This window comes from Pseudonocardia sp. NPDC049154 (assembly GCF_040648315.1).
Taxonomy (GTDB): domain Bacteria; phylum Actinomycetota; class Actinomycetes; order Mycobacteriales; family Pseudonocardiaceae; genus Pseudonocardia.
Window position 1 is genome coordinate 1 of record NZ_JBEZDN010000038.1, and the last position, 23,445, is coordinate 23,445.

Genomic DNA, 23,445 nt, shown 5'->3' on the forward strand with positions numbered 1-23,445 from the left:
GCCGGGACTCCGCCGGATCGAGGTCGTCGAACGAGACGACCGGGACCGCTTCCCGCGGGGCCGGCTCGAGCTCGTCGGACGACATCCGGCGGCGGGCCGGCCGCAGGGGACGGAGCGGCCGACCCCCGTCCTCGCCGGAGGTCGCCACGATCAGAAGTCGACGGGCGCGGGCAGCGGCTCGACCTGCTCGGCGTCGGCGTCGAGCACCGCGCCGATCCCGAGCTTCTCCTTGATCCGCTTCTCGATCTCCGCGGCGATGTCGGGGTTCTCCTTGAGGAACTTGCGGGCGTTCTCCTTGCCCTGCCCCATCTGGTCGCCCTCGTACGTGTACCAGGCGCCGGACTTGCGGATGATCCCCTGCTCGACGCCCACGTCGATCAGCGAGCCCTCGCGGCTGATGCCGACGCCGTACAACACGTCGAACTCCGCCTGCTTGAACGGCGGGGCCACCTTGTTCTTCACGACCTTGACCCGGGTCCGGCTGCCGACCATGTCGGTGCCGTCCTTCAGGGTCTCGATGCGCCGGATGTCCAGGCGGACGGAGGCGTAGAACTTGAGCGCCTTGCCACCGGTCGTGGTCTCGGGGGACCCGAACATCACGCCGATCTTCTCGCGCAGCTGGTTGATGAAGATCGCGGTGGTGCCGGACGTGCTCAGCGCACCGGTGATCTTGCGCAGCGCCTGGCTCATGAGGCGGGCCTGCAGGCCGACGTGGCTGTCGCCCATCTCGCCCTCGATCTCGGCGCGCGGCACGAGCGCGGCCACCGAGTCGATGACGATGACGTCCAGCGCGCCGGAGCGGATCAGCATGTCCGCGATCTCCAGCGCCTGCTCACCGGTGTCCGGCTGCGAGACCAGCAGCTCGTCCGTGTTCACGCCGAGCGCCTTGGCGTACTCCGGGTCGAGCGCGTGCTCCGCGTCGATGAACGCGGCGGTGCCCCCGGCCGCCTGCGCGTTGGCCACCGCGTGCAGCGCGACGGTGGTCTTACCGCTGGACTCCGGGCCGTAGATCTCCACGACCCGGCCGCGCGGGAGACCGCCCACGCCGAGCGCCACGTCGAGCGCGATCGACCCGGTGGGGATCACGCCGATCGGCGGACGCGTGTCGTCCCCCAGGCGCATCACCGAACCCTTGCCGTGGTTCTTCTCGATCTGGGCGAGGGCGAGCTGGAGCGCCTTCTCGCGGTCGGGAGTGCTCATCTGACTACCTCGCTCGGTGCGGGACGGGCCTGTGTTCGCTGTGTTCGACGACTTCCGGGGAGCCACGGGAGAACCGTATTGGGTCCCACCGACAGTTCCGGTACTCGCGCCCCCGCTGTGGACAACCGGGGCCGGGTGTGGACGCCACGGTATACGAACACGTGTTCGAGGCCGAGAGCGACACGCCGATCGGCTACCCTGCCGCGCCGAGCGGCGCGCCCCCGCCCGAGCCGGTCGGGGGGGAGCGCGTGGTCGGTCAGGCGTCCCGGCCCAGCCTGCGGTCCTCCGGCACGTCGTAGGCCTCGCAGATCACCTGCCACACCCGCTTGGGATCGATCCCCGCCTCGATGGCCTGCTCGGCGCTGCGGCCGCCGAGCTCGGCGAACACGTGGTCGCGCGCCAGCGAGCCCGCCCGCATCTCGCCGAACTCGTCGTGCATCAGGGTCCGGAACTGGCTCAGTCGCACCCGGCCGAGGGTAGTCACGCGCCCGCGCGAGGGCGCATCACGCGCCCGCGCGACCGTGCCTCCCGCGCCCGCGCGACCGTGCCTTACGCGCCCGCGCGACCGTGCCTCACGCGCCCGCGCGACGGCGGAACAACGCACCGCACGCCAGCACCCCGAGCAGACCCAGCCCACCCCACCAGGCCACCGCCAGCAGCGGGGACGTCCCCACCGGCGCGTCCAGCAGCAGCCCCCGGACCGCGTCGATCAGCGACGTGACCGGCTGGTGCTCGGCGAACCCGCGCAGCACCGCGGGCATGGTCTCCGGCGGCACGAACCCGCTCGAGACGTACGGCAGGAACAGCAGCACGAAGGACAGCGCCCCTGCCGCCTCCGGGCTCGCGACGAGCAGCCCGAACGCCGCCGACAGCGCCGACACCCCGGCCATCAGCAGCGCCAGCAGCCCTGCCACGACCAGCCAGTCGAGCGGCGACGCGGCCGGCCGGAAGCCGAGCAGCAGCGCGACCCCCACGACCACCGCCGTCGACACGAGGTTGCGGGCCACGCTCGCGAGGACGTGCCCCACCAGCACGGCGGACCCGAGCACCGGCAGCGAGCGGACCCGGTCGACCACGCCCGTCGTCATGTCCTGGTTGACCCCGACGGCCGTCTGCGCCGAGCCGTGCGCCGCGCAGAGCACGATCACCCCCGGCACCACGTAGGTCAGGTAGTCGGAGCCGCTCGCGCCGGTGGACATCGCGCCGCCGAACACGTACACGAACACCAGCAGGATCAGCACCGGCAGCACCACCGCGATGATCATCGCGTCGATGCTGCGGACCGAGTGCCGCAGCGAACGGCCGAGGAAGGTACCGACGTCGAGCAGCGGGCCGGGGGCGGCGGAGTACGTGGTCATGCCGGCACCGTCCGGGGGGTCGTCTCGGTGAGGGTGAGGAAGACGTCGTCGAGCGTGGGCCGGTGCACGGCCACCCGTACGACCGGGACGCCCGCCATCGCCTCCAGCAGCTCCCGCACGCCGGCGGCCGTGCCGTCCGTCGGGACGTGCACCGACAACGCCTCGGCGTCCGGCCGGGCGGCGTATCCCCGCAGGTCGGCGACGGTCATCGCCCCGTCGAGCGCGGCCGCGTCGGGCAGCACGAGCTGGACGGTCTCGCCGCCGATCAGCGACTTGAGCTCGTCGGCCGTGCCCTCGGCGGCGATCCGGCCGTCGGCGAGCACCGCGATCCGGCCGGCCAACCGGTCCGCCTCCTCGAGGTACTGCGTGGTCAGCAGCACCGTGACGCCCGACGCGGCCAGCTCGGCGACGGAGTCCCAGACGTCCCGGCGGCTGCGCGGGTCGAGTCCGGTGGTCGGCTCGTCGAGGAACAGCACCTCCGGCTCGTCGACCAGGCCGAGGGCGATGTCGAGCCGGCGGGCCATGCCGCCGGAGTAGGTGGATACGCGCCGGTCGGCCGCCTCCACCAGGTCGAACCGCTCCAGCAGGGCGGTCGCCCGTTCGCGCGCGGCCGCCTTCGTGAGGTGCCGCAGCCGGCCCATCATCATGAGGTTCTCCCGCCCGGTGAGCACCTCGTCGACCGTGGCGTGCTGGCCGGTGAGGCTGATCGCCCGGCGGACCGCCACGGGATCGGCTCGGACGTCCCACCCTGCGACCCGCACGCGTCCGGCGTCGGGCCGCAGCAGCGTGGACAGGATCTTCACGGTGGTGGTCTTGCCCGCGCCGTTCGGGCCGAGCAACGCCGCGACGCTCCCCCGCGCGACGTAAAGGTCGATCCCGTCCAGTACGGACTTCGTCCCGAAGGTCTTCCGGAGGCCCTCGACCTCCACTGTGTATGCCATACACCAAGTATATGCCGTAAACATCGCATAGGATCAAGCCCGATGGACGCGTTGTCGCCGCTGGAGGCGGTCTGGAAGGCCGGGCCCGGCACCACCGGCCGGGAGGGGCTCTCGCTCGCCCGGATCGTGGCCGCGGCGATCGAGATCGCCGACGCCGAGGGCCTCGACGCCGTGTCGATGAGCCGCGTCGCGAAGGCCCTCGGCTTCACGCCGATGTCGCTCTACCGGCACGTGGGCAGCAAGGAGGAGCTGCTCCTGCACATGCAGGACGTCGCCGTCGGGCCGCCGCCCGCGGAGCTCGACCCCGCCCCGGGCGCCGGCTGGCGGGAGTGCGTGGAGCGCTGGGCCTGGGCGACGGTGCGCCGCATGCGCGCCCATCCGTGGATCCTGCAGACCGTGCCGATGCTGGGGCCGCCGGCCACGCCGAACCAGCTGACCTGGCTGGAGTACGGGTTGCGGGCGCTGCGCCCGACGCCGCTCGCCGAACCGGAGAAGCTCTACGTCATCCTGATGCTCAACGCGCACACCTTCGGCGACCTGACCTTCCACGAGGCCGAGACGGCGGACACCCCCGAGTCGGCCTACGAGACGCTCTTCACCCGGTTCCTCGACCCCGCGCGGTTCCCCGCGCTGCTCGAGGCGTTCGCGAAGGGCGCGTTCGCGGAGGGTCCGGACCCGGCCGAGGACCGCGACGCCCAGTTCCGGTTCGGGCTGGACCGGATCCTCGACGGCGTCGCGCGGCTGATCGGGAACCGGGCAGGATGACGTCGTGATCGAGCAGGTCTGGGCCGCGCTCGGGGGCGACCCCGCGGAGCTCCCGCGGCTCACGACGACCGGACCCGTACCCACGCTGAGCAGCCGGTTCCCCGTGACCGGGTTCGGCACGGCGACGATCGGGGCGGCCCTGCTCGCGGCCACGGCGGACTCGGGCCGGCCCGTCGGGATCGACACCCGGCAGGCCGCCGTCGCGCTGCGCAGCGAGCGGTACCTGCGACGGGACGGGGCGAGCCCGGGCAACCCTTTCGACCCCCTGTCCGCCTTCCACCCGACGGCGGACGGCGTGCTGCGGCTGCACGCGAACTACCCCTGGCACGCGGCCGCGGCCCGGCGGGTCCTGGACCTCGCCCCGGAGGCCGGTCTCGACGAGGTGCGGGCCGCGATCGCCGGGTGGCCCAAGGTCGAGCTGGAGACCGCGCTGCACGAGGCGGGTGGGGTCGCCGCGGCCACCCGGACCGAGGAGGAGTGGGCCGCCACCGACGCCGGGCGCGCCGCCCGCGCGCTGCCCCTGGTGGAGCGGCGCGTACTGGGCGAGGCCCCGCCGCGCCCCGCCCGCCGGGCCCGGGTGCTCGACCTGACGCGCGTGATCGCGGGCCCGGTCGCCACACGCGTCCTCGCCGCGCACGGCGCGGACGTGCTGCGCCTCGACCCGCCGCACCGCCCGGAGCTGCCCGCACAGGCGTGGGACACGCTGCCCGGCAAGCGGTCGGCGATCACCGAGCTGCCGGCGGAGGACCTGCTCGCCGGCGCCGACGTCGTCGTGACGGGGTACCGGCCGGGATCGCTGGACCGCTTCGGGCTGGCCCCGGAGGAGCTGGCCGCGCGGCATCCCGGACTCGTCGTCGTCACCTTGTCGGCGTGGGGGCACACGGGCCCGTGGGCGGGGCGCCGGGGGTTCGACAGCCTCGTGCAGTCCGCGTGCGGGATCGGGGTCACCGAGGGGTCCCCCACCGCTCCGGGCGCCCTGCCCGCGCAGGTCCTCGACCACGCGACCGGATACCTCGGCGCGGCCGGGGCCCTGCTGGCGCTCGCCGCCCAGCGACGGTCCGGCGGGACCCACCACGTCCGCCTCGCCCTGGCGGGCACGGCGGCGTTCCTGCAGGCCCTGCCCCGCACCGAACCCGGCGCCGCGGAGGTCGATCCCGCCCCCTACCTGGAGGAGCTCGGCCCGTTCACGCTCGCCTCGCCCCCGGGCACCGTCGACGGCGAGCCGCTGCGCTGGCCCTCGCCCGCGGACTACGGCGGCGCGCGGCCGGCGTGGCTACCCTGACCGGTATGTCCGATCCCACCGGCCTGTCGTCACCGCTCGGCCAGGCTGTGGTCGTGCTGATGCTCCTGGCCTCGCTCACCCTCCTGATCCGCTGGTGGGTACAGAACCGCAAGCGCTGAGGCCCTCGCCCGGGCGGGCGCGTCGGGGTCCCCGCCGGCCGTCGCGAGCACCGTCGCCCCCTCGTAGAGCAGGTGCAGCGCGGCCCCGACCTCCTCCGGGTGCCCCTCCTCCCGCGCGCGGTCGACCAGGTACGCCCGCATCCACTCCTTCTCCGCCCGGATCACGGGCTCGGCCGGGTGTCCGGTCCCGCCGATCTCCGCGTAGGCGTTGACGAAGGCGCAGCCGCGGTCCTGCTCGCGCAGCCACAGGGCCAGGACGTCGAACACGTCCTCCACCGGCCGCCCGCGCATGTGCTCGTGCAGGAACTCCTGCCACACGCCGGTGCGGCGCTCGAGGTAGAGCGCCACCAGGGCGTCCTTGGACCCGAAGCGGTCGTAGAGCGTCTTCTTCGTGGTGCCGGCGGTCTCGGCGATGAGGTCGACGCCCACGGCCCGGATCCCGTGCCGGTAGAACAGCGCGGAGGCCGCCGCGATCAGCTTCTCGCCCGCAGGGGTGCTCATACACTGCGAGTATACCGACCGGTGTGGTTACTTCGGAACCATGAGACGAGACGCGGTCGCGGGCGCGGCGTTCGTGCTGTTCTGGAGCTCGGGGTTCGTCGGGGCCGAGCTGGGGACCGGCTACACCGGGGCGGACACGTTGCTGGGGTGGCGCTACCTGGTCGCCGCGGCGGTCCTGTGGCTGGTCGTCGCCGCGCGCCGCAGCCCGGTCCCGCGCGGGGCGCCCGCCCGCCAGGTCCTGCTGGGCACCCTCTCCCAGGTCCTCTACCTCGGCGGCGTGGTGACGGGTGTGGGGCTCGGGGTCCCGGCGGGGACCGCGGCGCTGGTGGCGGCGCTGCAACCGTTGGTCGTCGCGACGGCGGCCGGCCGGTTCCTCGGCGAGCGCACGACCGCCCGGCAACGGGTCGGACTGGCGGCCGGGCTGGCCGGGGTCGCGCTGGTGGTGGCGGGCGACCTGGGCCCGGGCACCGCCCCGGCCTGGGCCTTCCTGCTGCCGGTGGGCGGGATGCTGGCGCTGTCGGCCGGGACGGTGCTGGAGCGCCGGATGCAGCCGCCGGAGAGCCCGCTCACCGCGATGGCGCTGCAGTCGACCACGGGCGCGGTGCTGTTCACCGCCGTCGCCGCCCTGGCCGGGCACCTCCACCCGCCCGCCGAGCCGGGCTTCTGGGGCGCGGTGGCCTGGGTGGTGGTGCTGTCCTCGTTCGGCGGCTACGGCACCTACCTGGTGGTCCTGCGCCGCAGTGGGGCGACCCGGGTGTCCGCGCTGCTCTACCTGACCCCGCCGACGACCATGCTCTGGACCTTCCTGATGTTCGGCGAGGTCCCGGTCCTGCTGGCCGTCCCCGGCATCGCGCTGTGCGCCGTCGGCGTCTGGCTCGTGCTCGGCCGACGCGAAACTGTCGGTGCCCGGGCGCATGATGGGAACCGTGAGCTCGCTGGACGGTTTCTCCCCCGCCACCCGGGACTGGTTCCGGGGCGCCTTCGCCGCGCCCACGGCCGCCCAGGAGGGCGCGTGGAGCGCTGCTCAGGCGGGGCGCAACGCGCTGGTCGTGGCGCCGACCGGGTCGGGTAAGACGCTCGCCGCGTTCCTCTGGGCGCTGGACCGGCTGGCGTCGGAGCCGGTGCCCGAGGAGCGCACCCGCCGGTGCCGGGTGCTGTACGTGTCCCCGCTGAAGGCCCTGGCGGTCGACGTCCAGCGCAACCTGCGCGCGCCGCTCACCGGCATACGGCAGGAGGCCCAGCGGCGCGGGGACCCCGTCCCGGACATCACCGTCGGCATGCGCACCGGGGACACCCCGGCGGACGAGCGGCGCCAGTTCGCGCGCACCCCGCCGGACGTGCTGGTCACCACCCCCGAGTCGTTGTTCCTGCTGCTCACCTCGGCGGCGCGCGAGTCGCTGCGCGGGGTGGAGACCGTGATTCTCGACGAGGTGCACGCGGTCGCGGCGACCAAGCGCGGGGCGCACCTGGCCCTCTCCCTGGAGCGGCTCGACGAGCTGCTGGAGAGGCCCGCCCAGCGGATCGGCCTGTCCGCCACCGTCCGCCCGCTCGACGAGGTGTCGACCTTCCTGTCCGGCGCCCGGCCGGTCGAGGTGGTCCAGCCGAGGACCCCGAAGACGATCGAGGTCCGGGTCGAGGTCCCCGTGCCGGACCTCGCCGCGCTCGACGAGCGGCCGGCCCCGGGCAGCGCGGACGAGGAGGTCATCGGGTCCGCGGCCGGCGGCGCCCAGCGGCCCTCGATCTGGCCCGCGGTGGAGAAGCGGCTGCTCGACCTGGTGCGCGAGCACCGCTCGACCATTGTGTTCGCCAACTCGCGGCGGCTGGCCGAGCGGCTCACCGCGAAGCTCAACGAGCTGGCCGTCGAGGAGGCCGGGGAGGCCGTCGAGCTGGACCGCTTCCCCGCCGAGGCGATCGGCGAGTCCGGGGTGGGCGGCGGCGCACCGCCGGTGGTCGCCAAGGCGCACCACGGCTCGATGTCCCGCGAGCAGCGCACGCTCGTGGAGGAGGAGCTCAAGAGCGGGCGGCTGCCCTGCGTGGTGGCGACCTCGAGCCTCGAGCTGGGCATCGACATGGGCGCGGTCGACCTCGTCGTGCAGGTGGAGGCGCCGCCGAGCGTGGCGTCCGGGCTGCAACGGGTCGGCCGCGCCGGACACCAGGTCGGCGCGGTGTCGCAGGGCGTGGTGTTCCCGAAGTTCCGCGGGGACCTCGTCTCGTGCGCGGTCGTCGCCGAGCGGATGACCGGCGGGGCGATCGAGTCCATGCGCTACCCGCGCAACCCGCTCGACGTGCTGGCCCAGCAGGTCGTCGCCATGGTCGCGATGGACCCCTGGAAGCTCGACGAGCTGGCCGCCGTCGTCCGCCGGGCCGCGCCCTTCGCCGCCCTGCCGGACTCGGCGCTGCACTCGGTCCTGGACATGCTGGCCGGGCGCTACCCCTCCGAGGAGTTCGGCGAGCTGCGGGCCCGGATCACCTGGGACCGCGTCACGGACGAGCTGCGCGGCCGGCCCGGGGCGCAACGCCTGGCGGTCACCTCCGGCGGCACGATCCCCGACCGCGGCCTCTTCACCGTCATGACACCGGGCGGGGCCGACGGCGCGGGGTCGCGCGTCGGCGAGCTCGACGAGGAGATGGTCTACGAGTCCCGGGTGGGCGACACGTTCCTGCTCGGCACGTCGAGCTGGCGGGTCGAGGACATCACGCACGACCGCGTGATCGTCACGCCCGCGCCCGGCGAGCCGGCGCGCATGCCGTTCTGGAAGGGCGAGTCGATCGGGCGGCCGCTCGAGCTGGGCCGGGCGGTCGGGAAGTTCGTCCGTGAGATGGCCGGGCTGGCGGACGAGGAGGCCCGCGCCCGGGCGGCGGCAGCCGGGCTGGACGAGTGGGCCACCGACAACCTGCTCTCCTACCTGCACGAGCAGCGCGAGGCCACGCGGCACGTGCCGAGCGACCGCACGATCCTGGTCGAGCGGTTCCGGGACGAGCTGGGCGACTGGCGGCTCGTGGTCCACTCCCCCTTCGGCTCCCAGGTCAACGGGCCGTGGGCGCTCGCCATCGCGGCCCGCATGCGGGAGAAGCGCGGGGTCGAGGTGCACGCGGCCGGCGCGGACGACGGGATCGTCCTGCGCCTGCCCGACGCGCTCGACGACAGCGGCGGCGAGGTCGTCCCCACCGCCGAGGACGTGCTGCTCGAGCCGGGCGAGGTCGAGCAGATCGTGGTGGCCGAGCTGGGCAACTCCTCTCTCTTCGCCTCGCGGTTCCGCGAGTGCGCCGCCCGGGCGCTGCTGCTCCCCCGGCGCGACCCGAAACGGCGCAGCCCGCTGTGGCAGCAGCGGCAGCGTTCGGCGCAGTTGCTGGCCGTCGCGGGCAAGTTCGAGCAGTTCCCGATCACGCTCGAGGCGATGCGCGAGTGCGTGCAGGACGTCTACGACCTGCCCGGCCTGCGCGAGCTGATGTCCGACGTGGAGTCGCGCACGGTGAAGGTGGTCGAGGTGGCCACCCCGCAGCCCTCGCCCTTCGCGCGCAGCCTGCTGTTCGGCTACATCGGCATGTTCCTGTACGAGATGGACGCACCGCTGGCCGAGCGCCGCGCCGCCGCCCTCTCGCTGGACTCCACACTGCTCGCCGAGCTGCTGGGTTCCGAGGCGATCCGCGAGCTCCTCGATCCCGAGGTGCTCGCCGAGGTCGAGGCGTCGCTGCAGCGCACGGCGCCGGACCGGCACGCGCGTGACGCCGAGGGCGCGGCCGACCTGCTGCGCTTCGTCGGCGACCTGTCCGAGGTGGACGGGCGGGCCCGCGGTGTCGAGCCCGCGTGGTTCGCCGAGCTCGAGGCGCAGCGCCGGGCGATCCGCGTGCGGATCGCCGGCGAGGAGCGGTTCGTCGCGATCGAGGACGCGGGCCGCATCCGGGACGCGCTGGGCGCCCCACTGCCCGTCGGCGTGCCGGAGACGTTCACCGAGCCGGTGCCGGACCCGCTCGGCGACCTCGTGCTGCGGTACGCGCGGACGCACGGCCCGTTCACGGCGGCGGAGTGCGCGACGCGCTTCGGGCTGGGTGTGGCGGTCGTGGCCGGCGTACTGGACCGGCTGACCGGCGTCGGACGGCTGGTCCGCGGCGAGCTGCGCCCGCAGGCGGCTGGTGGCGGTGAGGGCTCGGTCGAGTACTGCGACGCCGAGGTCCTGCGCCGGCTGCGCCGTGCCTCGCTGGCGCGGTTGCGGGCCGAGGTCGAGCCCGTGGAGCAGCGCGCGCTCGGCCGTTTCCTGCCCGCGTGGCAGGGCGTCCGCACCCACGCCGGCGGCGAGCGGCGCGGCCGCATGCGCCGCGCTCCCGGCGCGGAGGACGTTCTCGGCGTGGTCGAGCAGCTGGCCGGGGCGCCGCTGCCGGCCAGCGCACTCGAGTCGTTGATCCTCCCCGCGCGACTGCCGGGCTACACCCCCGCCCTGCTCGACGAGCTCACCGCCGCCGGCGAGGTCACCTGGACCGGGTGCGGGCCGCTGGCCGGCAGCGACGGCTGGCTGGCCGTCGCCCCGGCCGACGTCGCTGACCTGCTGCTGCCCGAGCCCGAGCTCGAGGTCGCGGGCACGCCGCTGCACCGGGCGCTGCTCGCCGCGCTCGGCCTGCCCGAGCTCGGCGAGCCCGCGGTGGGCGGCGGCGCGCTGTTCTTCCGCCAGCTCGCCGACCAGGCCGGCCGCACGCTCGTGGCGCAGGGCGAGGAGGCCCCGACCGACGACGCCACGGTCACCGCGATCTGGGACCTGGTGTGGGCGGGCCTGCTCACCAACGACACGCTCGGCCCGCTGCGGGCCCGGCTGGGTGGTGGCGGCCGGGGCTCCGGCAGCCGCGGCGGGCCCGCGCACCGGACCCGGCGCAGCGCCTCCCGCGGGCGGTACGCCCAGCTGCGCGCCGGCCGCCCGCAGATGCCGAGCCGCACGGGGCCGCCCTCGGTGGGCGGCCGGTGGGCGCTCGCGGTGGACCGCGAGCCGGATCCCACGCGCCGCGCGCACGCCCGGGCCGAGGCGTTCCTGGAACGGCACGGCGTGCTGACCCGGGGCGCGCTGGGCACCGAGCGGGTGACCGGCGGATTCGCCGCGGTCTACAAGGTGCTGCGGGCGATGGAGGACTCCGGGCGGGTGCGGCGCGGGTACGTCGTCGAGGGTCTGGGAGCGGCGCAGTTCGCCGTCCCCGGGGCGATCGACCGGATCCGGGCCCTGTCCAGCCCGGACGGGAGCCCCGCGCCGAGCGGATCGGCGGCGGGCACCGCGGCGGTCGACTCCGCGCCCGGGGACGGGCGGCCGAGCGGGTTCGAGGACTACTCCGCGGACGGCTCCGAGGGCTTCCCGGAGGAGGGCGGGGGAACTCATCTCGACGGCCCCCACCTCGACGGGCGGCACTTCGCCGGTGCGGGCCGCGCACCCCACGATGCGGGCGGCGGCTCGGGCCTGTCGCGGGTGGTGCTGGCGGCGGCCGACCCGGCCCAGCCGTACGGCGCGGCGCTGTCCTGGCCGGCGACCGTCGGCGACTCGAAGCACCGGCCCGGGCGCAAGGCGGGAGCGTTGGTGGTGCTGGTGGAGGGGGCGCCGGCGCTGTACGTCGAGCGCGGCGGCAAGTCCCTGCTGTCCTTCACCACGGAGTACGACGAGCTGTCGGCGGCCGCGCACGCGCTGGCCGGTGCGGTGCACGAGGGCTGGCTCGGCACGCTCGCGGTCGAGCGCGCCGACGGCGGCGGGGCCCTGGGCTCCGAGCTGGCCGAGGTGCTCACCGAGGCCGGCTTCCGCGTCACGCCGAAGGGCCTGCGCCTCCGGGCCTGAGGACATGGCCGCGGCCACACGGCCGCGTGCCTCGACGGCCCGGTGAGCACGGGCAGGCCCGGGGCACCGGCGCCCGCCACCACCCCCGTACGACGGCCTGGGTCGCGCCATCGGGCCCATCCCGCAACCGACGGCGCGCGGCGGACGAACGTCAGGGCGCGTGGGCCGCGAGGCCGTCGAGGATCCGCTCCACACCCCACTCGAACTGCGCGGTCGTGACGTACTCGGCGATCACCGGGGCCAGCTCCGCCGTCCGCGGGTACTGCTCCGCGGGCACCGCCTCGGCGAAGGCGCGCAGCCTGGCCGCGACCCGCTCCTCCTCCGGCGGCGGCGCGCCCGGCTCGGTGAGCTCCGCCACCTCGAGCGTGACCGAGCCGAGGACGTGCACGATCAGCAGGTAGGAACCGCGGGCGGCGGCCGCGGGCGCGAGCCCGGCCCCGGTGAGGACCTCGAGCAGGAGCTCCCCGATCGCCAACGCGCTCGGACCGGTCGGCGGTACCCCCGCCATCAGCTGCACCACGCCCGGCTCGGCCAGCAGCTCGGTGCGCACGGCGGTCGCCAGGGCGAGCACCCGTCCACGCCAGTCCGCCCCACCCGGTGCGGATCCCGGCCCGGAGACCGCGGACCGGGCCCGCTCCACCGCCCGCCCCAGCACCCGTTCGACGAGCGCGGCGAGGACCGCGGCGCGGTCGGGGAAGTACGTGTACACGGCGTTCGGGGCGACCCCGACCGCTCCGGCGAGCTTCCGGACCGACAGCCCGGCCACGCCCTGCGCAGCCAGCAGCTCCTGCGCGGCGTCGAGCAGATGGTCCTCGCTCAGCGTCCGTCGCGGACCCGGCCTCGCCATCGCGTTCCTCCCTCTTGACAAGAACTCTGCACACCGTACAGCATCATATCCCTGCACACCGTACAGAGACAGGAGCACGCCATGCACCGCCTCCTTTCCTGGACCGCCGGCTTCCTCGCCTTCCCGCTCGCCGGGTTGGCCGGCGCCGCCGCCGTCGGGCCGGTCGACCGCCCGGTCGCCGCCGTGCTCGGCGGGGCCGTCACCGGGCTCGTCGTCGGCGCCGGGCAGGCCCTGGCCTCCCGCGGCCGCCTCGACCCGCGCCGCTGGGTCCCGGCCACCGCGCTGGGCATGGCGGCCGGGCTGGGTCTCGGTGCCACGGCCGTCGGGTTCGACACCTCGCTGCCGGCCCTCGCCCTGATGGGCGCGATGACCGGCCTCCCGCTCGGCGTCGCACAGGCGCTCGCCCTCCCACCTGGCTCGCGCCGGGTCCCCTGGGCGCTGGCCACCGTGCCGCTGTGGGCCCTGGGCTGGACGGTCACGGCGTCGATCGGCATCGACGTCGAGGCGCAGTACCCGATCTTCGGGTCGTCCGGTGCGGTCGTCGTGACCCTGCTGCTCGGACTGCTCCTCGACCGGGTCCTCCCGGCGGTACCCGCACGAGCGATCGTTCAGGCTTCCGGCGGATGCAGGCGACCGCATCACACGCCATGATCGGGTCACCGACTCCGATGCCGTGGGAGGCCCGACCGTGACGACCGTCGAGTACGACTTCGACCCCGAGCTCGCCGCCGCCATCCCGGTGCTGCCGGTCCTCGACGTCAGCGACCTGCCGGCCGCACGCGCCGTGCTGACCGATCTCCGCGCCCAGCTGCCCGCGCCGGACGAGACGGGCGTGACGGTGACCGAGGTCCTGGTCCCGGGACCCGAGGGCGCGCCCGACGTGCCGCTGCGGATCTACCGGCCCGACGAGCCCGCGGGCCCGGCCGGCGTCTTCGACGTGCACGGTGGCGGCTTCATCATGGGTGACCTCGACGGCAGCCACGCCGGCAACATCGCGATCGCCCGGGACGTCGGCGCCGTGCTGGTCACCGTGGACTACCGGCTCGCGCCCGAGCACCCCTTCCCGGCCGGCCTCGAGGACTGCTACGCCGGGCTCGTCTGGTTCGCCGAGCACGCCGAGGAGTTCGGGGTCGACCCCGACCGGATCGCGATCCACGGGATCAGCGCGGGCGGCGGTCTGTGCGCCGCCCTCGCGATGCTGGCCCGGGACCGTGGCGGCCCTGCGATCGCCTTCCAGTACCTCGGCGTCCCCGAGGTCGACGACCGGCTGGAGACGCCGAGCATGCGCGCCTTCACCGACACCCCGATCTGGAACCGGCCGAACGCCGTCGTGAGCTGGGACTCCTACCTCGGCGAGGGCGTCCGCGGCACGGACGCGGTGCCGCCGTACGCGGCGCCGGCCCGGGCCACCGACCTGAGCGGCCTGCCGCCGGCCTACGTCTCGGTGATGGCCTTCGACCCGCTGCGCGACGAGGGCATCGCCTACGCGCTGGCCCTGCAGACGGCCGGCGTCCCGGTGGAGCTGCACCTGTTCCCGGGCACCTTCCACGGCTCGTCGCTCATCGAGGACGCCACGATCTCGAAGCGGGAGGCCGCCGAGCGGGTCGCGGTGCTCCGGCAGGCCCTGGAGCTGCCGCGACTCGACTGATTCCACCTGGGATCAGGGACCCCGGTCCGCGGCCGGGGGTACCGGCGGCGGACCGGCCGCGCCGGGCGGGAGGGGCCGACCCGGCGCGCGCAGGGGCGGCGGTCCTAGTCGACGGCCCCGCGCGCCCCGAGCATCCGCCCCACCACGAGCTCGACGTAGCCCTCCACGACGTCGTCGAGGGAGAGGCCGCGATCGTCCCGGAACCAGCCGCTGAAGCCGTTGAGCATGTCGAGCACCCCGAACGCGGCGAGCTGCGCGTCGGGCACCGTGAACTCGCCGGACCGCATGCCCGCGGTGATCACGTCCCGGACCCGCCGCTGGTAGTAGCGGCGGTGCCCGTCGATCTCCGCGCGGTGCTCCGGGCTCAGCGACGCCATCTCGTGCAGCCCGACGAGGTGCTCGACCCGCCGCCGGTACAGGTGCCGCAGGTGCGCCCGGACCAGCATCGCCGTCCGGCGCGCGGGCGTGCCCGCGGCGTCGAGCAGGGGCAGGTTCTCCTCGCACGGCTCGCGCGTGACGGTCAGGCAGACCGCGTAGAGGATCTCCTCCTTGGCCGCGAAGTGGTGGTAGAGGCTGGCTCCGCGGATACCGACGGCGTCGGCGATGTCCCGCATGCCGACGTGCGCGTACCCGCGGTCGGCGAACGTCCGCGCCGCGGTGGTCACGATCTCCTCGCGGCGCAGCCGGGTCCGCGCCGTGCGGGACAGCGCCAGGGGCTCCTGCGTCACGCCGTCACACCCCTCACACGGGCACCTTCCGCAGCTCGCGCTTGAGGATCTTGCCCTGCGGGTCGACGGGCAGCTCGGCCACCACGTGCACCGCCTTGGGCACCTTGTAGCCGGCCATCCGCTCCTTGCAGAAGGCGATCACCTCGTCCGGGTCGACGCTCACGCCCTCCTGCGGGATCAGGAACGCCGTGACCGCCTCGGACCAGTACTCGTCCGGCTTCCCGACGACCGCCGCCCGCAGCACGCCGGGGTGCTCGTGCAGCACCCGCTCGACCTCCTGCGAGGACACGTTCATCCCGCCGGACTTGATCACGTCCTTGAGCCGGTCGCGGAAGAAGAGGTTGCCCGCGGCGTCGACCCGGACCATGTCGCCGGTGTGCACCCAGTCGTCGACCATGACCTCGGCGGTCCGCGCGGGGTCGCGGTGGTAGCCGAGCATGACCGACGGCGTGCGGCACAGCAGCTCGCCGACCTCGGCGTCGTTCCCCTCGGCGTCGACGACCCGGACCTCCAGGTGCGAGACCGGGGTGCCGATCCAGGTCGGGTCGTGGTCCGGGACGTCGTCGAGCGTGCGGAACCAGCCCACGGTGCCGAGCTGGGACAGCTCCGACTGACCCCAGTACGTCCCCCAGACGACGCCGGGTGCAGCCGCGGCCCAGGCCGAGATCGCGTGCGGGGCGACCTGGCCGCCGTAGGTCATGCACCGCCGGACGGCACCGACGGCGTCGGCGCCGAACCCGGCCTGGCCGGCGAGGGCCAGGTAGAAGGTCGGGGTCTGCGCGATCACCGTGACGCGCTCCCGGGCGATGATCTCCAGCGAGCGGGCCGGGTCGGTGGTCGCGGGCAGCACCAACGTGGCGCCCATGAGCGTCAGCGTGGTCATCGAGCCGAGCCCGGCGATCGTGTGGAAGGGCATCACGAACAGCCAGGTGTCGTCCGGCCCGGTGCGCAGGCCCCAGCTCCACGCCGGCGCCGTCGAGATCAGGTAGTTGCGGTGCGGGATCAGCACGCCCTTGGGCGCGGCCTCGGTGCCGGAGGTGTAGACGAGCATCGCGACGTCGTGCTCGTCGACCTCGGCCTCGGGTTCGGTGTCCTCCGCGGGCAGTTCCGTGCCGTACGCGACCAGCGCCGTCCCGGCGGGCAGCACGCTCCCGACGGGCTCGGCGAACGCCGGCGCGGCCAGCACGACCCGGGGCTCGGCGTGCCCGAGCTGGTGCGCGACCTCCGGGGCGCGGTGCAGCGGGTTGATCCCGGTGAACGCCGCGCCGAGCTTGAGCGCCCCGTGGTACGCGGCCACGACGTCGACGGAGTTGGGCGCCATCGACGCGACGACGTCCCCGCGGCCGACCCCGAGCCCGCGCAGCAGGCGCGCGTACCGGTTCGCCCGGCGGTCCAGCTCGGCGTACGTGGTCTCGGAGCGGGCCCCGTCCGCGGTGTACCCGACGACGGCGACCGCCGCGGGCCGGGTGCGGGCGTGCCGCCGCAGCTGGTCGCCGATCGTGGCGCGGGCCAGCGGGCGGGTGTACTGGTCGGCGAGGCTCATACGAACAGCGGGGAGCCGTAGGTGTCGGCGAAGACGGTGTCCTCGACCGGTCCGCGGCTGAGCCTGCGCGGGAAGCCCTTGGCCGGGTAGCCGATCGCGACGTGCGCGGCGGTGATGATCCCGTCCGGGATGTCGAGCAGCTTGCGCACCTCGGGCTCGGAGTGGCAGAGCAGCGTGGTGACGGCGGACGCGACGCCCTGGTCGCGCAGCGCCAGGCAGAAGTTCTGCATGACCGGGTAGATCGACGCGCCGCCGACCACGGACAACCGGCCGAGCTCGTGGTCGGTGGGGTGCAGCCCGTCGAGCTCGGCGCAGACCACCACGATCGCGGGGGCGTCGGCGAGGTGCTCGGCGAAGTGGTCGGCGTCGGCGACGGTCTTGGGCACGGCCCCGACACGGACGTCGCCGATCCCGACGCCGGCCAGGTAGGCCTTCCACGGCGGCAGGTAGAGATCGGCGAGCGCGCGCTTGCGCTCCGGGTCGCGGACCACGACCCAGCGCAGCGGCTGCCGGTTGCCGCCCTGCGGGCCGAAGCGGGCGGCGTCGAACGCGCGGTGGAGCACCTCGTCGGGCACGGGGTCCGGGGTGAAGTACCGGCAGGTGCCGGTCGTGCGCATCGCCTCGGTCAGCTCCATCGCTGTCTCCCTGTCCACGGTTAGGTGTCGGTGGGGAGCATGGAGTGGTCCTCGACACCCGTCAAGGCCCTCGGCGCCGCACGACCTTCCCCATCCGCCTAACCACGGTTAGGCTCCCGCCGACGAGGAGGTCCGCCGATGGGATTCGTGCCGTTCGCGCCGGAGCGCGCGCCGATCGACCGTGCCGCGCTGGTCGCGGCCCTGGAACAGGCGAACCTCCCGTCGCTGGTCGCGGTGCTGTACCAGCTGACCGGCGACCGGCGCTGGCTCGCCGAGCCCTACCGCCCCACCCGCAGCCGCGGGATGGAGGACAACGACCCGGGCGGCTTCCCGCCGGAGATCCGGGCCGAGATCCGGGCCGCCGTGGCCGACGCCGTGTGCGCCTGGGCCGACGGGGCGCCGGTCGCCGTGCCGACGCCGACGGGCGAGGCGCTCGCCGAGATCATGAGCGTGGCCGTCGGCGAGGACGTACCGCTCGAGTACGCCGAGATGACCGCCGAGGACATGGGCTTCGCCCCGGTCGAGGTGCGCCGGGCCCCCGAGGGCGCCCCGCGGGCGATCGTGATCGGCGCCGGGGTGTCCGGGATGCTCGCCTCGATCCGGCTGGCCGAGGCCGGGATCGAGCACGTCGTCCTGGAGAAGAACGCCGACGTCGGTGGCACCTGGCTGGAGAACGCCTACCCGGGCGCGGGCGTCGACACCCCGAGCCACCTGTACTCGTACTCCTTCGCGCCCCGCGACTGGACCACCCACTTCGGCAAGCGCGACGAGGTGTGGGAGTACCTGCGCGCGGTCGCGGACCGGCACGACCTGCGCGAGCGGGTCCGGTTCGGCACCGAGGTCGTGGCCGCGACCTGGACGGACGGGCGCTGGACGGTCCGGACGGCGCCCGGCGAGGAGCTCACCGCCGAGGTCGTGATCACCGCGACCGGCCAGCTCAACCGGCCGAAGATCCCGCCGATCCCCGGCCTGGACCGCTTCCGCGGGCCGCTCTTCCACACCGCCGAGTGGCCCGCCGACATCGACCTGACCGGGAAGCGGGTCGTGGTGATCGGCACGGGGGCGAGCGCGATGCAGGTCGTGCCCGCCGTCGCCGAGCGGGTGGCGCACCTGACCGTCTTCCAGCGCTCGCCGCAGTGGGTCGCACCCAACGAGGTCTACTTCTCCCCCGTGCCCGAGGGCGCCCGGTACCTCGTGGAGAACGTGCCCTACTACCGGCTCTGGTACCGCACCCGGCTCGCCTGGAACACCAACGACCGGGTGCACCCCGGGCTGCAGAAGGACCCGGCCTGGGAGCACCCCGAGCGCTCGGTCAACGCCCTCAACGACGGCCACCGGCGCGTGTTCACCCGGTACCTGGAGGCCGAGCTGGCGGGCCGGCCCGATCTCGTCGAGAAGGCGTTGCCGGACTACCCGCCCTTCGGCAAGCGGATGCTGCTGGACAACGGCTGGTTCGCGGCCCTGCGGCGGGAGGACGTCACCCTGCTCGCCGAGGCCGTGGCCGAGGTGACGGAGACCGGGGTCCGCGGCGCCGACGGGACCGAGGTCGAGGCCGACGTGGTGGTGCTCGCGACGGGCTTCCACACGCACCGGGTGCTGTGGCCGATCGAGGTCCGCGGGCGCTCCGGCCGGCGGATCGACGAGGTCTGGGGTCGGGAGGACGCGCACGCCCACCTCGGCATCACCGTGCCGGACTTCCCGAACCTGTTCCTGACCTGCGGCCCGGGCACCGTCCTCGGGCACGGCGGCAGCTACATCACCATCGCCGAGTGCCAGGTCCGGTACATCGTGGACCTGCTGGTCACGATGGCCGAGCGGGGCATCGGCACGGTCGAGGTGCGGCCGGAGGTGGAGGCGGACTACGTGCGGCGCCACGACGAGGCGCACGAGGCCATGATCTGGACCCACCCCGGGATGCGGAACTGGTACCGCAACGCCGCCGGGCGCGTGGTCTCCGCGCTCCCGTGGCGGATCGTCGACTACTGGCGGATGACCCGCGAGCCCGACCTGCGCGACTACAGGGCCGAGCCGGCCTTCCAGTCCGCCCAGCTCAGCTCCCAGTCCCCGTAGGTGTCGTAGACCGGCAGCGGCGGCCCGCCCGAGTTGGTGATCTCGACGACGTCGCCGATGCCGAAGTGGTCGAAGAACCACTGGGCGTCGGCCGGCGCGAGGTTGACGCAGCCGTGCGACACGTTGGAGCTGCCCTGCTGCCCGACGGACCACGGTGCGGAGTGCACGAACTCGCCGTCGTTGGAGATCCGCTCGTCGAGGTCGACCTTCTCCCGGTAGTAGCCGGGCTGGCCCTGGCACACACCGTAGGTGCAGGAGTCCATGATGATCGACGGCTGCTTGTCCGAGATGACGTGCGGGCCGGTGTGCGAGGGGAAGCCGGGCGAGCCGAGGCTGATGTTCATCGTCTTGACCAGCTGACCGTTGTCGAAGATCTGCATCTGCTCGGCGGCGCCGTCGGCCTTGGCGACCCAGGCGTCGTGCACCTTCACCGTCATGGTCCGGTCTGTGGAGCCGTAGGTGCCGGCGCCGAGGTCCACGCCGTAGAGGTCGGCCTTGACGCTCAGCGTGGTGCCCGGCTTCCAGTACTGCTGCGGCCGGTAGTGCACCTCGGTGTCGGAGATCCAGTACCAGCTGCCGGTCTGCGCGGGGCTGGAGGTCACCGTGAGCGCCTTCTCGGCGGCCGCGCGGTCGGTGATCGCGTGGTCGAACCGCACCACGACAGGCTGACCGACGCCGACCGTCGGCACCGAGTTCGGCGCCGGGATGAACGACGGGTAGGCCTCGGCCTTGGGGTCGACGGTCGCGACGGTGCCGTCCGTGTGGCCGGGCGCCCGGTCGCGGTCGAGCGTGTCGACTGCCACGGCGTAGGTGGCCGAGTAGGCGAGGTCCCCGGTGGAGGTCCAGGTGTGGCCGTCGGGCGCGAGGGTCCCGTCGACGGCCTTGCCGGTCGCCGTGTTCGTGACGTGCACGGCCTGCGCGGTGCCGTCCGCGACGCTCACGGTGATCGGCTGGGTCGGGTTGAGCGGCGTGCCCTGGTCCGGCGTGATGTGCACGACGGGGGCGGGCGCGGCGTCGACCGTCGGCAGCCCGGCGACGGGGGCGAGCCCGTCCGCCCCGAACGCGCCGGCCGCGGCGCTCGGGTGGCTGCCCACGAGGACCCCCAGACCGAGCGCGACCGCGGTCGCGACCCCCAGCGCGGTGGAGCCCCACCGTCGCGTCACCTTCATCCCCACCGTCCTCCGCCGTCGACCGCGGAACATTCTGGCGACGTGAGCACCACCACCCGGCAGCGGTACGTGAACGTCCCGATCGGGCGTTTTCGCAGGTGACGAAGCGGACAGATCACCGGCCGACGGCGGCGACGAGCGCCCGGAGCGCCTCCTGCATCGAGGCCAGGTCGGGCCCGCACGCCGACGCCGGGCCGGGCGGGGCGCCGACGGGGATGCACTGGTCCTGGGTGAACCGGTTGACCGCCCCGTCGACGGCGTCGGCCGCCTTCGTCAGCGCCTCCGGCGAGGCCACCTCCCCCGCCTCGGCCCGCGCGGCGGGCACCACGTTCTGCACCTCCCGGACGAAGCGCGCGCAGTCCGGGTAGATCTGCTCGGCCGGCTCGGTGGCGCACTCGTCGAGGGAGATCGAGGCGAGCTTGGTCCGCAGGGCGGGCAGGGTCAGGCTGGGCGCCCCGTCGTCGCCCGAGCTCGCCGCAGGGGTGGTCGACTCGCCGCACCCCGCCAGCGCGGCGAGGGCCACAGCCACCACGGCCGCCAGGCGGGCGGTTCGGAACGTGCTCACCCGGCCGACCCTAGGCGCCCCGCGGCGCCCGGGCCGCCGTCGCCCCAGGTTTGCGGATCGGCTTCTGCCCCGGTCGCGGGGCGACGGCCGGGGTGCGGGCCGGTGCACGGACCGGGACCGGCGGCTGCTCGCGCTCGACGATCCGGCCGATCACGTGCTGCTGCCCGAGCGTCCACGCGTTGCTGGTCAGCCAGTAGACGAGGATCGCGACCGGGAACGGGAAGAACAGGCCGCCGGCGATCGCTCCGAGCGGGAAGATCCACGGGGTCAGCCTCATCATGCCGGCGATCTGGGCCGTCTGCGGGTCCGTCGCCGGCTGCTGCCGCAGGGACCGCCGCGCGGTGACATGCGTCGCGACGGCCGCGAGCAGCATCAGCGGCACCGCGACGGCGATCACCGAGATCCGGTCGACGGGCGCGCCGAACGAGTCCAGCAGGCCCTGCGGCATCGAGACGTAGGCGGACAGGGGCGCCCCGAACAGCCGGGCCTCCAGGAAGGACCGCACCTCGTCCGGGCCGAAGACGTAGTTCGGGATCGCGGCGTTCTGGTCGAACGTCAGGCCGGGCCGGTTGAAGTAGCGCAGCACGTGCAGCAGCGCGACGAACACCGGGATCTGCACGAGCATCGGCAGCAACGAGCCGAGCGGCGAGACGCCGTGCTCCCGGTGGAGCTTCATCGTCTCCTCGGCGAGCTTCTGCTTGTCACCGCCGTGCCGCTTCCTGAGCTCGGCGAGCTGCGGGGCGATCCGCCGCATGCGCTGGGCGGAGCGCATCTGGCTCAGCACCGGCCTGATCATCAGGGCACGCAGGGTCAGGACCAGGAACACCACGGACAGGGCCCACGCCACGCCGCTGCTCGGGCCCAGGACCAGGCCGAACGCCTGGTGCCAGAACCACATGACCGCGGACACGGGGTAGTACAGGAAGTCGAGCACTTCCACACCTCCACCTCCCGGGGCCGGGAGGGAGTCGGGTTCTCGGGACAGGCGAGAGCCCGGCGGTGCGAAGTGGGAACTACACCGCCGGGAGGAGACCCGACGGTGCGCGTGCGCGCGTGCGACCCGGGGCGTCCGGGTCGAGCTGGCGGAGGACCCGCGAGCGGGAGGCGCGGCGGTGCCCGTGCCGGCGGACCGCCGCGGGGCCGCGGGCCGAGGCCGCCCGCAGGACGGCGGATGCGTGCCGCGCCAGCCCCATCGCCCAGAGCGCGGCACCGACGACGCCGAGCAGCACGCTCGGCTCGGCAGCGACGAGGGCCCAGCCGGTGAGGAGCAGCCCGAGCAGCAGCAGTCCGCTGCGCCTCCCCGCTCCGCCGGTCACGGGACCATGGTGGCACAGCGGGCGCCCCGCCGGGCGGGGCGCGGGGGCGGGGCCGCGGCGGTAGCGTCGGGGGGTGCCCGAGGGCGACACCGTCTACCTGGCCGGGAAGCGTCTGAACGGGGCGCTCACCGGGCACGTCCTGCTGCGCGGCGAGATCCGGCACCCCCGGCTCGCGGGCGTCGACCTGGCGGGCCTCGGCGTCGTCGGCGTCGCGTCGGTGGGCAAGCACCTGTTCACGCGGTTCGACGACGGCCGGAGCCTGCACAGCCACTTCCGCATGGACGGCGCGTGGCACCTCTACCGCCCCGGTATGCGGTGGCGGCGGCCCGGCTACGAGGCCCGCGCGGTGCTGGAGGTGCCCGAGCGGGTGGCCGTGGGGTTCGCGCTGCACGACCTCGAGCTGCTGCCGACCGCGGAGGAGTCCCGGCTCGTCGGGCATCTCGGCCCCGACCTGCTCGACCCGGCCTGGGGGCCGGAACAGGAGGCCGAGGCGCTGCGCAGGCTCGCCGCCCGCGCCGACCACGAGCTGGGCCTGGCGCTGCTGGAGCAGCGGGTCATGGCCGGCGTCGGCAACCTCTACAAGACCGAGATCTGCTTCCTGCTCGGGCTCTCGCCGTGGACGCTCGTGCGGGACACCCCGGACCTGCCCGGCGTCGTCGCGCTGGCCCGCACGCTCCTGCTGAACAACGCCGACCGACCGGAGCAGACGACCACCGGCTCGCTGCACCCCACCGAGGCGCACTGGGTCTTCGAGCGCGGCGGCCGGCCCTGCCGCCGCTGCGGCACCCGAATCCGGGTCGCCGAGCAGGGCGACGGCGTCTACGCCCGGCTCTCCTACTGGTGCCCGCGCTGCCAGCCCGGCCCCGCGCCGCGGCCGACCCGCGCCCGCCGCCCGCTCCGGCGCTGAGAACGACGCCGAGAACGACGGACGCCGCCCCTCCCGCGCGGGAGGGG

General features: G+C 74.6%; 20 protein-coding genes and 1 pseudogene. 8 read left to right on the forward strand and 13 right to left on the reverse strand.

Annotation, left to right across the window (positions count from 1 at the left end):
• Positions 1 to 150: 150 nt before the first annotated feature.
• From recA to AB0B41_RS19395, 4 genes are all read right to left on the reverse strand, one after another.
• Positions 151 to 1,200 (reverse strand): recombinase RecA, encoded by a 1,050-nt coding sequence (recA, locus tag AB0B41_RS19380; protein ID WP_232873053.1) that lies wholly within the window; start codon positions 1,198 to 1,200, stop codon positions 151 to 153.
• 256 nt (positions 1,201 to 1,456) lie between these two features.
• The gene (locus AB0B41_RS19385) at positions 1,457 to 1,666 is read right to left on the reverse strand and encodes a DUF3046 domain-containing protein (RefSeq protein WP_358205029.1); all 210 of its coding nucleotides are present in this window, start codon (positions 1,664 to 1,666) and stop codon (positions 1,457 to 1,459) included.
• Between the two features lie 106 nt (positions 1,667 to 1,772).
• On the reverse strand, positions 1,773 to 2,558 hold the full coding sequence (locus AB0B41_RS19390; RefSeq protein ID WP_358205031.1) for an ABC transporter permease: 786 nt from the start codon (positions 2,556 to 2,558) through the stop codon (positions 1,773 to 1,775).
• Entirely contained in the window at positions 2,555 to 3,499 is a 945-nt protein-coding gene (locus AB0B41_RS19395; protein ID WP_358205034.1) for an ATP-binding cassette domain-containing protein, read from the reverse strand. The genes AB0B41_RS19390 and AB0B41_RS19395 overlap by 4 nt, the downstream gene beginning before the upstream one ends.
• 42 nt (positions 3,500 to 3,541) lie before the next feature.
• On the opposite strand from AB0B41_RS19395, the gene AB0B41_RS19400 reads away from it, so the two are divergent.
• Entirely contained in the window at positions 3,542 to 4,264 is a 723-nt protein-coding gene (locus tag AB0B41_RS19400; RefSeq protein WP_358205036.1) for a TetR/AcrR family transcriptional regulator, read from the forward strand.
• 4 nt (positions 4,265 to 4,268) lie between these two features.
• On the forward strand, positions 4,269 to 5,546 hold the full coding sequence (locus AB0B41_RS19405) for a CoA transferase (RefSeq protein WP_358205038.1): 1,278 nt from the start codon (positions 4,269 to 4,271) through the stop codon (positions 5,544 to 5,546).
• Positions 5,547 to 5,575: 29 nt separating this feature from the next.
• On the opposite strand, the gene AB0B41_RS19410 is transcribed toward AB0B41_RS19405, so the two are convergent.
• Complete coding sequence (locus AB0B41_RS19410) at positions 5,576 to 6,166, reverse strand: helix-turn-helix domain-containing protein (protein ID WP_358205040.1); 591 nt, start codon at positions 6,164 to 6,166, stop codon at positions 5,576 to 5,578.
• A 40-nt stretch (positions 6,167 to 6,206) separates the two neighbouring features.
• Between AB0B41_RS19410 and AB0B41_RS19415 the strand changes: the two are divergent.
• Both AB0B41_RS19415 and AB0B41_RS19420 read left to right on the forward strand, forming a co-directional pair.
• Positions 6,207 to 6,989, forward strand: a pseudogene (locus AB0B41_RS19415) (DMT family transporter); the annotation flags it as partial.
• 94 nt (positions 6,990 to 7,083) lie between these two features.
• Positions 7,084 to 11,970: an ATP-dependent helicase gene (locus tag AB0B41_RS19420; protein ID WP_358205144.1), complete on the forward strand. Its 4,887-nt coding sequence runs from the start codon at positions 7,084 to 7,086 to the stop codon at positions 11,968 to 11,970.
• 151 nt (positions 11,971 to 12,121) lie between these two features.
• On the opposite strand, the gene AB0B41_RS19425 is transcribed toward AB0B41_RS19420, so the two are convergent.
• A complete protein-coding gene (locus tag AB0B41_RS19425; protein ID WP_358205042.1) occupies positions 12,122 to 12,817 on the reverse strand; it encodes a TetR/AcrR family transcriptional regulator in 696 nt (231 codons plus the stop codon).
• A gap of 81 nt (positions 12,818 to 12,898) precedes the next feature.
• Here AB0B41_RS19425 and AB0B41_RS19430 point away from each other — a divergent pair, with 81 nt between their 5' ends.
• Together AB0B41_RS19430 and AB0B41_RS19435 are read left to right on the forward strand one after the other, a co-directional pair.
• A complete protein-coding gene (locus tag AB0B41_RS19430; RefSeq protein ID WP_358205044.1) occupies positions 12,899 to 13,468 on the forward strand; it encodes a hypothetical protein in 570 nt (189 codons plus the stop codon).
• Between the two features lie 37 nt (positions 13,469 to 13,505).
• On the forward strand, positions 13,506 to 14,465 hold the full coding sequence (locus tag AB0B41_RS19435; protein WP_358205047.1) for an alpha/beta hydrolase: 960 nt from the start codon (positions 13,506 to 13,508) through the stop codon (positions 14,463 to 14,465).
• Between the two features lie 104 nt (positions 14,466 to 14,569).
• On the opposite strand, the gene AB0B41_RS19440 is transcribed toward AB0B41_RS19435, so the two are convergent.
• Genes AB0B41_RS19440 through AB0B41_RS19450 form a run of 3 tightly spaced genes read right to left on the reverse strand, consistent with a single transcriptional unit; the run spans position 14,570 to position 17,371 of the window.
• Positions 14,570 to 15,193, reverse strand: a complete 624-nt coding sequence (locus AB0B41_RS19440) for a TetR/AcrR family transcriptional regulator (RefSeq protein WP_358205049.1) — start codon at positions 15,191 to 15,193, stop codon at positions 14,570 to 14,572.
• 13 nt (positions 15,194 to 15,206) lie between these two features.
• Positions 15,207 to 16,736: a class I adenylate-forming enzyme family protein gene (locus AB0B41_RS19445; RefSeq protein ID WP_358205052.1), complete on the reverse strand. Its 1,530-nt coding sequence runs from the start codon at positions 16,734 to 16,736 to the stop codon at positions 15,207 to 15,209.
• Positions 16,733 to 17,371 (reverse strand): nitroreductase family protein, encoded by a 639-nt coding sequence (locus AB0B41_RS19450; RefSeq protein WP_358205054.1) that lies wholly within the window; start codon positions 17,369 to 17,371, stop codon positions 16,733 to 16,735. The genes AB0B41_RS19445 and AB0B41_RS19450 overlap by 4 nt, the downstream gene beginning before the upstream one ends.
• A 138-nt stretch (positions 17,372 to 17,509) precedes the next feature.
• Between AB0B41_RS19450 and AB0B41_RS19455 the strand changes: the two genes are divergently transcribed.
• The gene (locus AB0B41_RS19455; RefSeq protein ID WP_358205056.1) at positions 17,510 to 19,441 is read left to right on the forward strand and encodes an NAD(P)/FAD-dependent oxidoreductase; all 1,932 of its coding nucleotides are present in this window, start codon (positions 17,510 to 17,512) and stop codon (positions 19,439 to 19,441) included.
• Here AB0B41_RS19455 and AB0B41_RS19460 read toward each other — a convergent pair.
• The 4 genes from AB0B41_RS19460 to AB0B41_RS19475 form a co-directional block, all read right to left on the reverse strand.
• Entirely contained in the window at positions 19,387 to 20,610 is a 1,224-nt protein-coding gene (locus AB0B41_RS19460; protein ID WP_358205058.1) for an Ig-like domain-containing protein, read from the reverse strand. The two genes, AB0B41_RS19455 and AB0B41_RS19460, sit on opposite strands and share 55 nt — an antisense overlap.
• A gap of 115 nt (positions 20,611 to 20,725) precedes the next feature.
• The gene (locus AB0B41_RS19465) at positions 20,726 to 21,175 is read right to left on the reverse strand and encodes a hypothetical protein (RefSeq protein WP_358205061.1); all 450 of its coding nucleotides are present in this window, start codon (positions 21,173 to 21,175) and stop codon (positions 20,726 to 20,728) included.
• Between the two features lie 10 nt (positions 21,176 to 21,185).
• Positions 21,186 to 22,109, reverse strand: a complete 924-nt coding sequence (gene yidC, locus AB0B41_RS19470; RefSeq protein WP_358205063.1) for a membrane protein insertase YidC — start codon at positions 22,107 to 22,109, stop codon at positions 21,186 to 21,188.
• A gap of 79 nt (positions 22,110 to 22,188) precedes the next feature.
• The gene (locus AB0B41_RS19475) at positions 22,189 to 22,491 is read right to left on the reverse strand and encodes a DUF6412 domain-containing protein (RefSeq protein ID WP_358205065.1); all 303 of its coding nucleotides are present in this window, start codon (positions 22,489 to 22,491) and stop codon (positions 22,189 to 22,191) included.
• A 73-nt stretch (positions 22,492 to 22,564) separates the two neighbouring features.
• Between AB0B41_RS19475 and AB0B41_RS19480 the strand changes: the two genes are divergently transcribed.
• The gene (locus AB0B41_RS19480; protein ID WP_358205068.1) at positions 22,565 to 23,398 is read left to right on the forward strand and encodes a DNA-formamidopyrimidine glycosylase family protein; all 834 of its coding nucleotides are present in this window, start codon (positions 22,565 to 22,567) and stop codon (positions 23,396 to 23,398) included.
• The last annotated feature ends 47 nt before the right edge of the window (positions 23,399 to 23,445 follow it).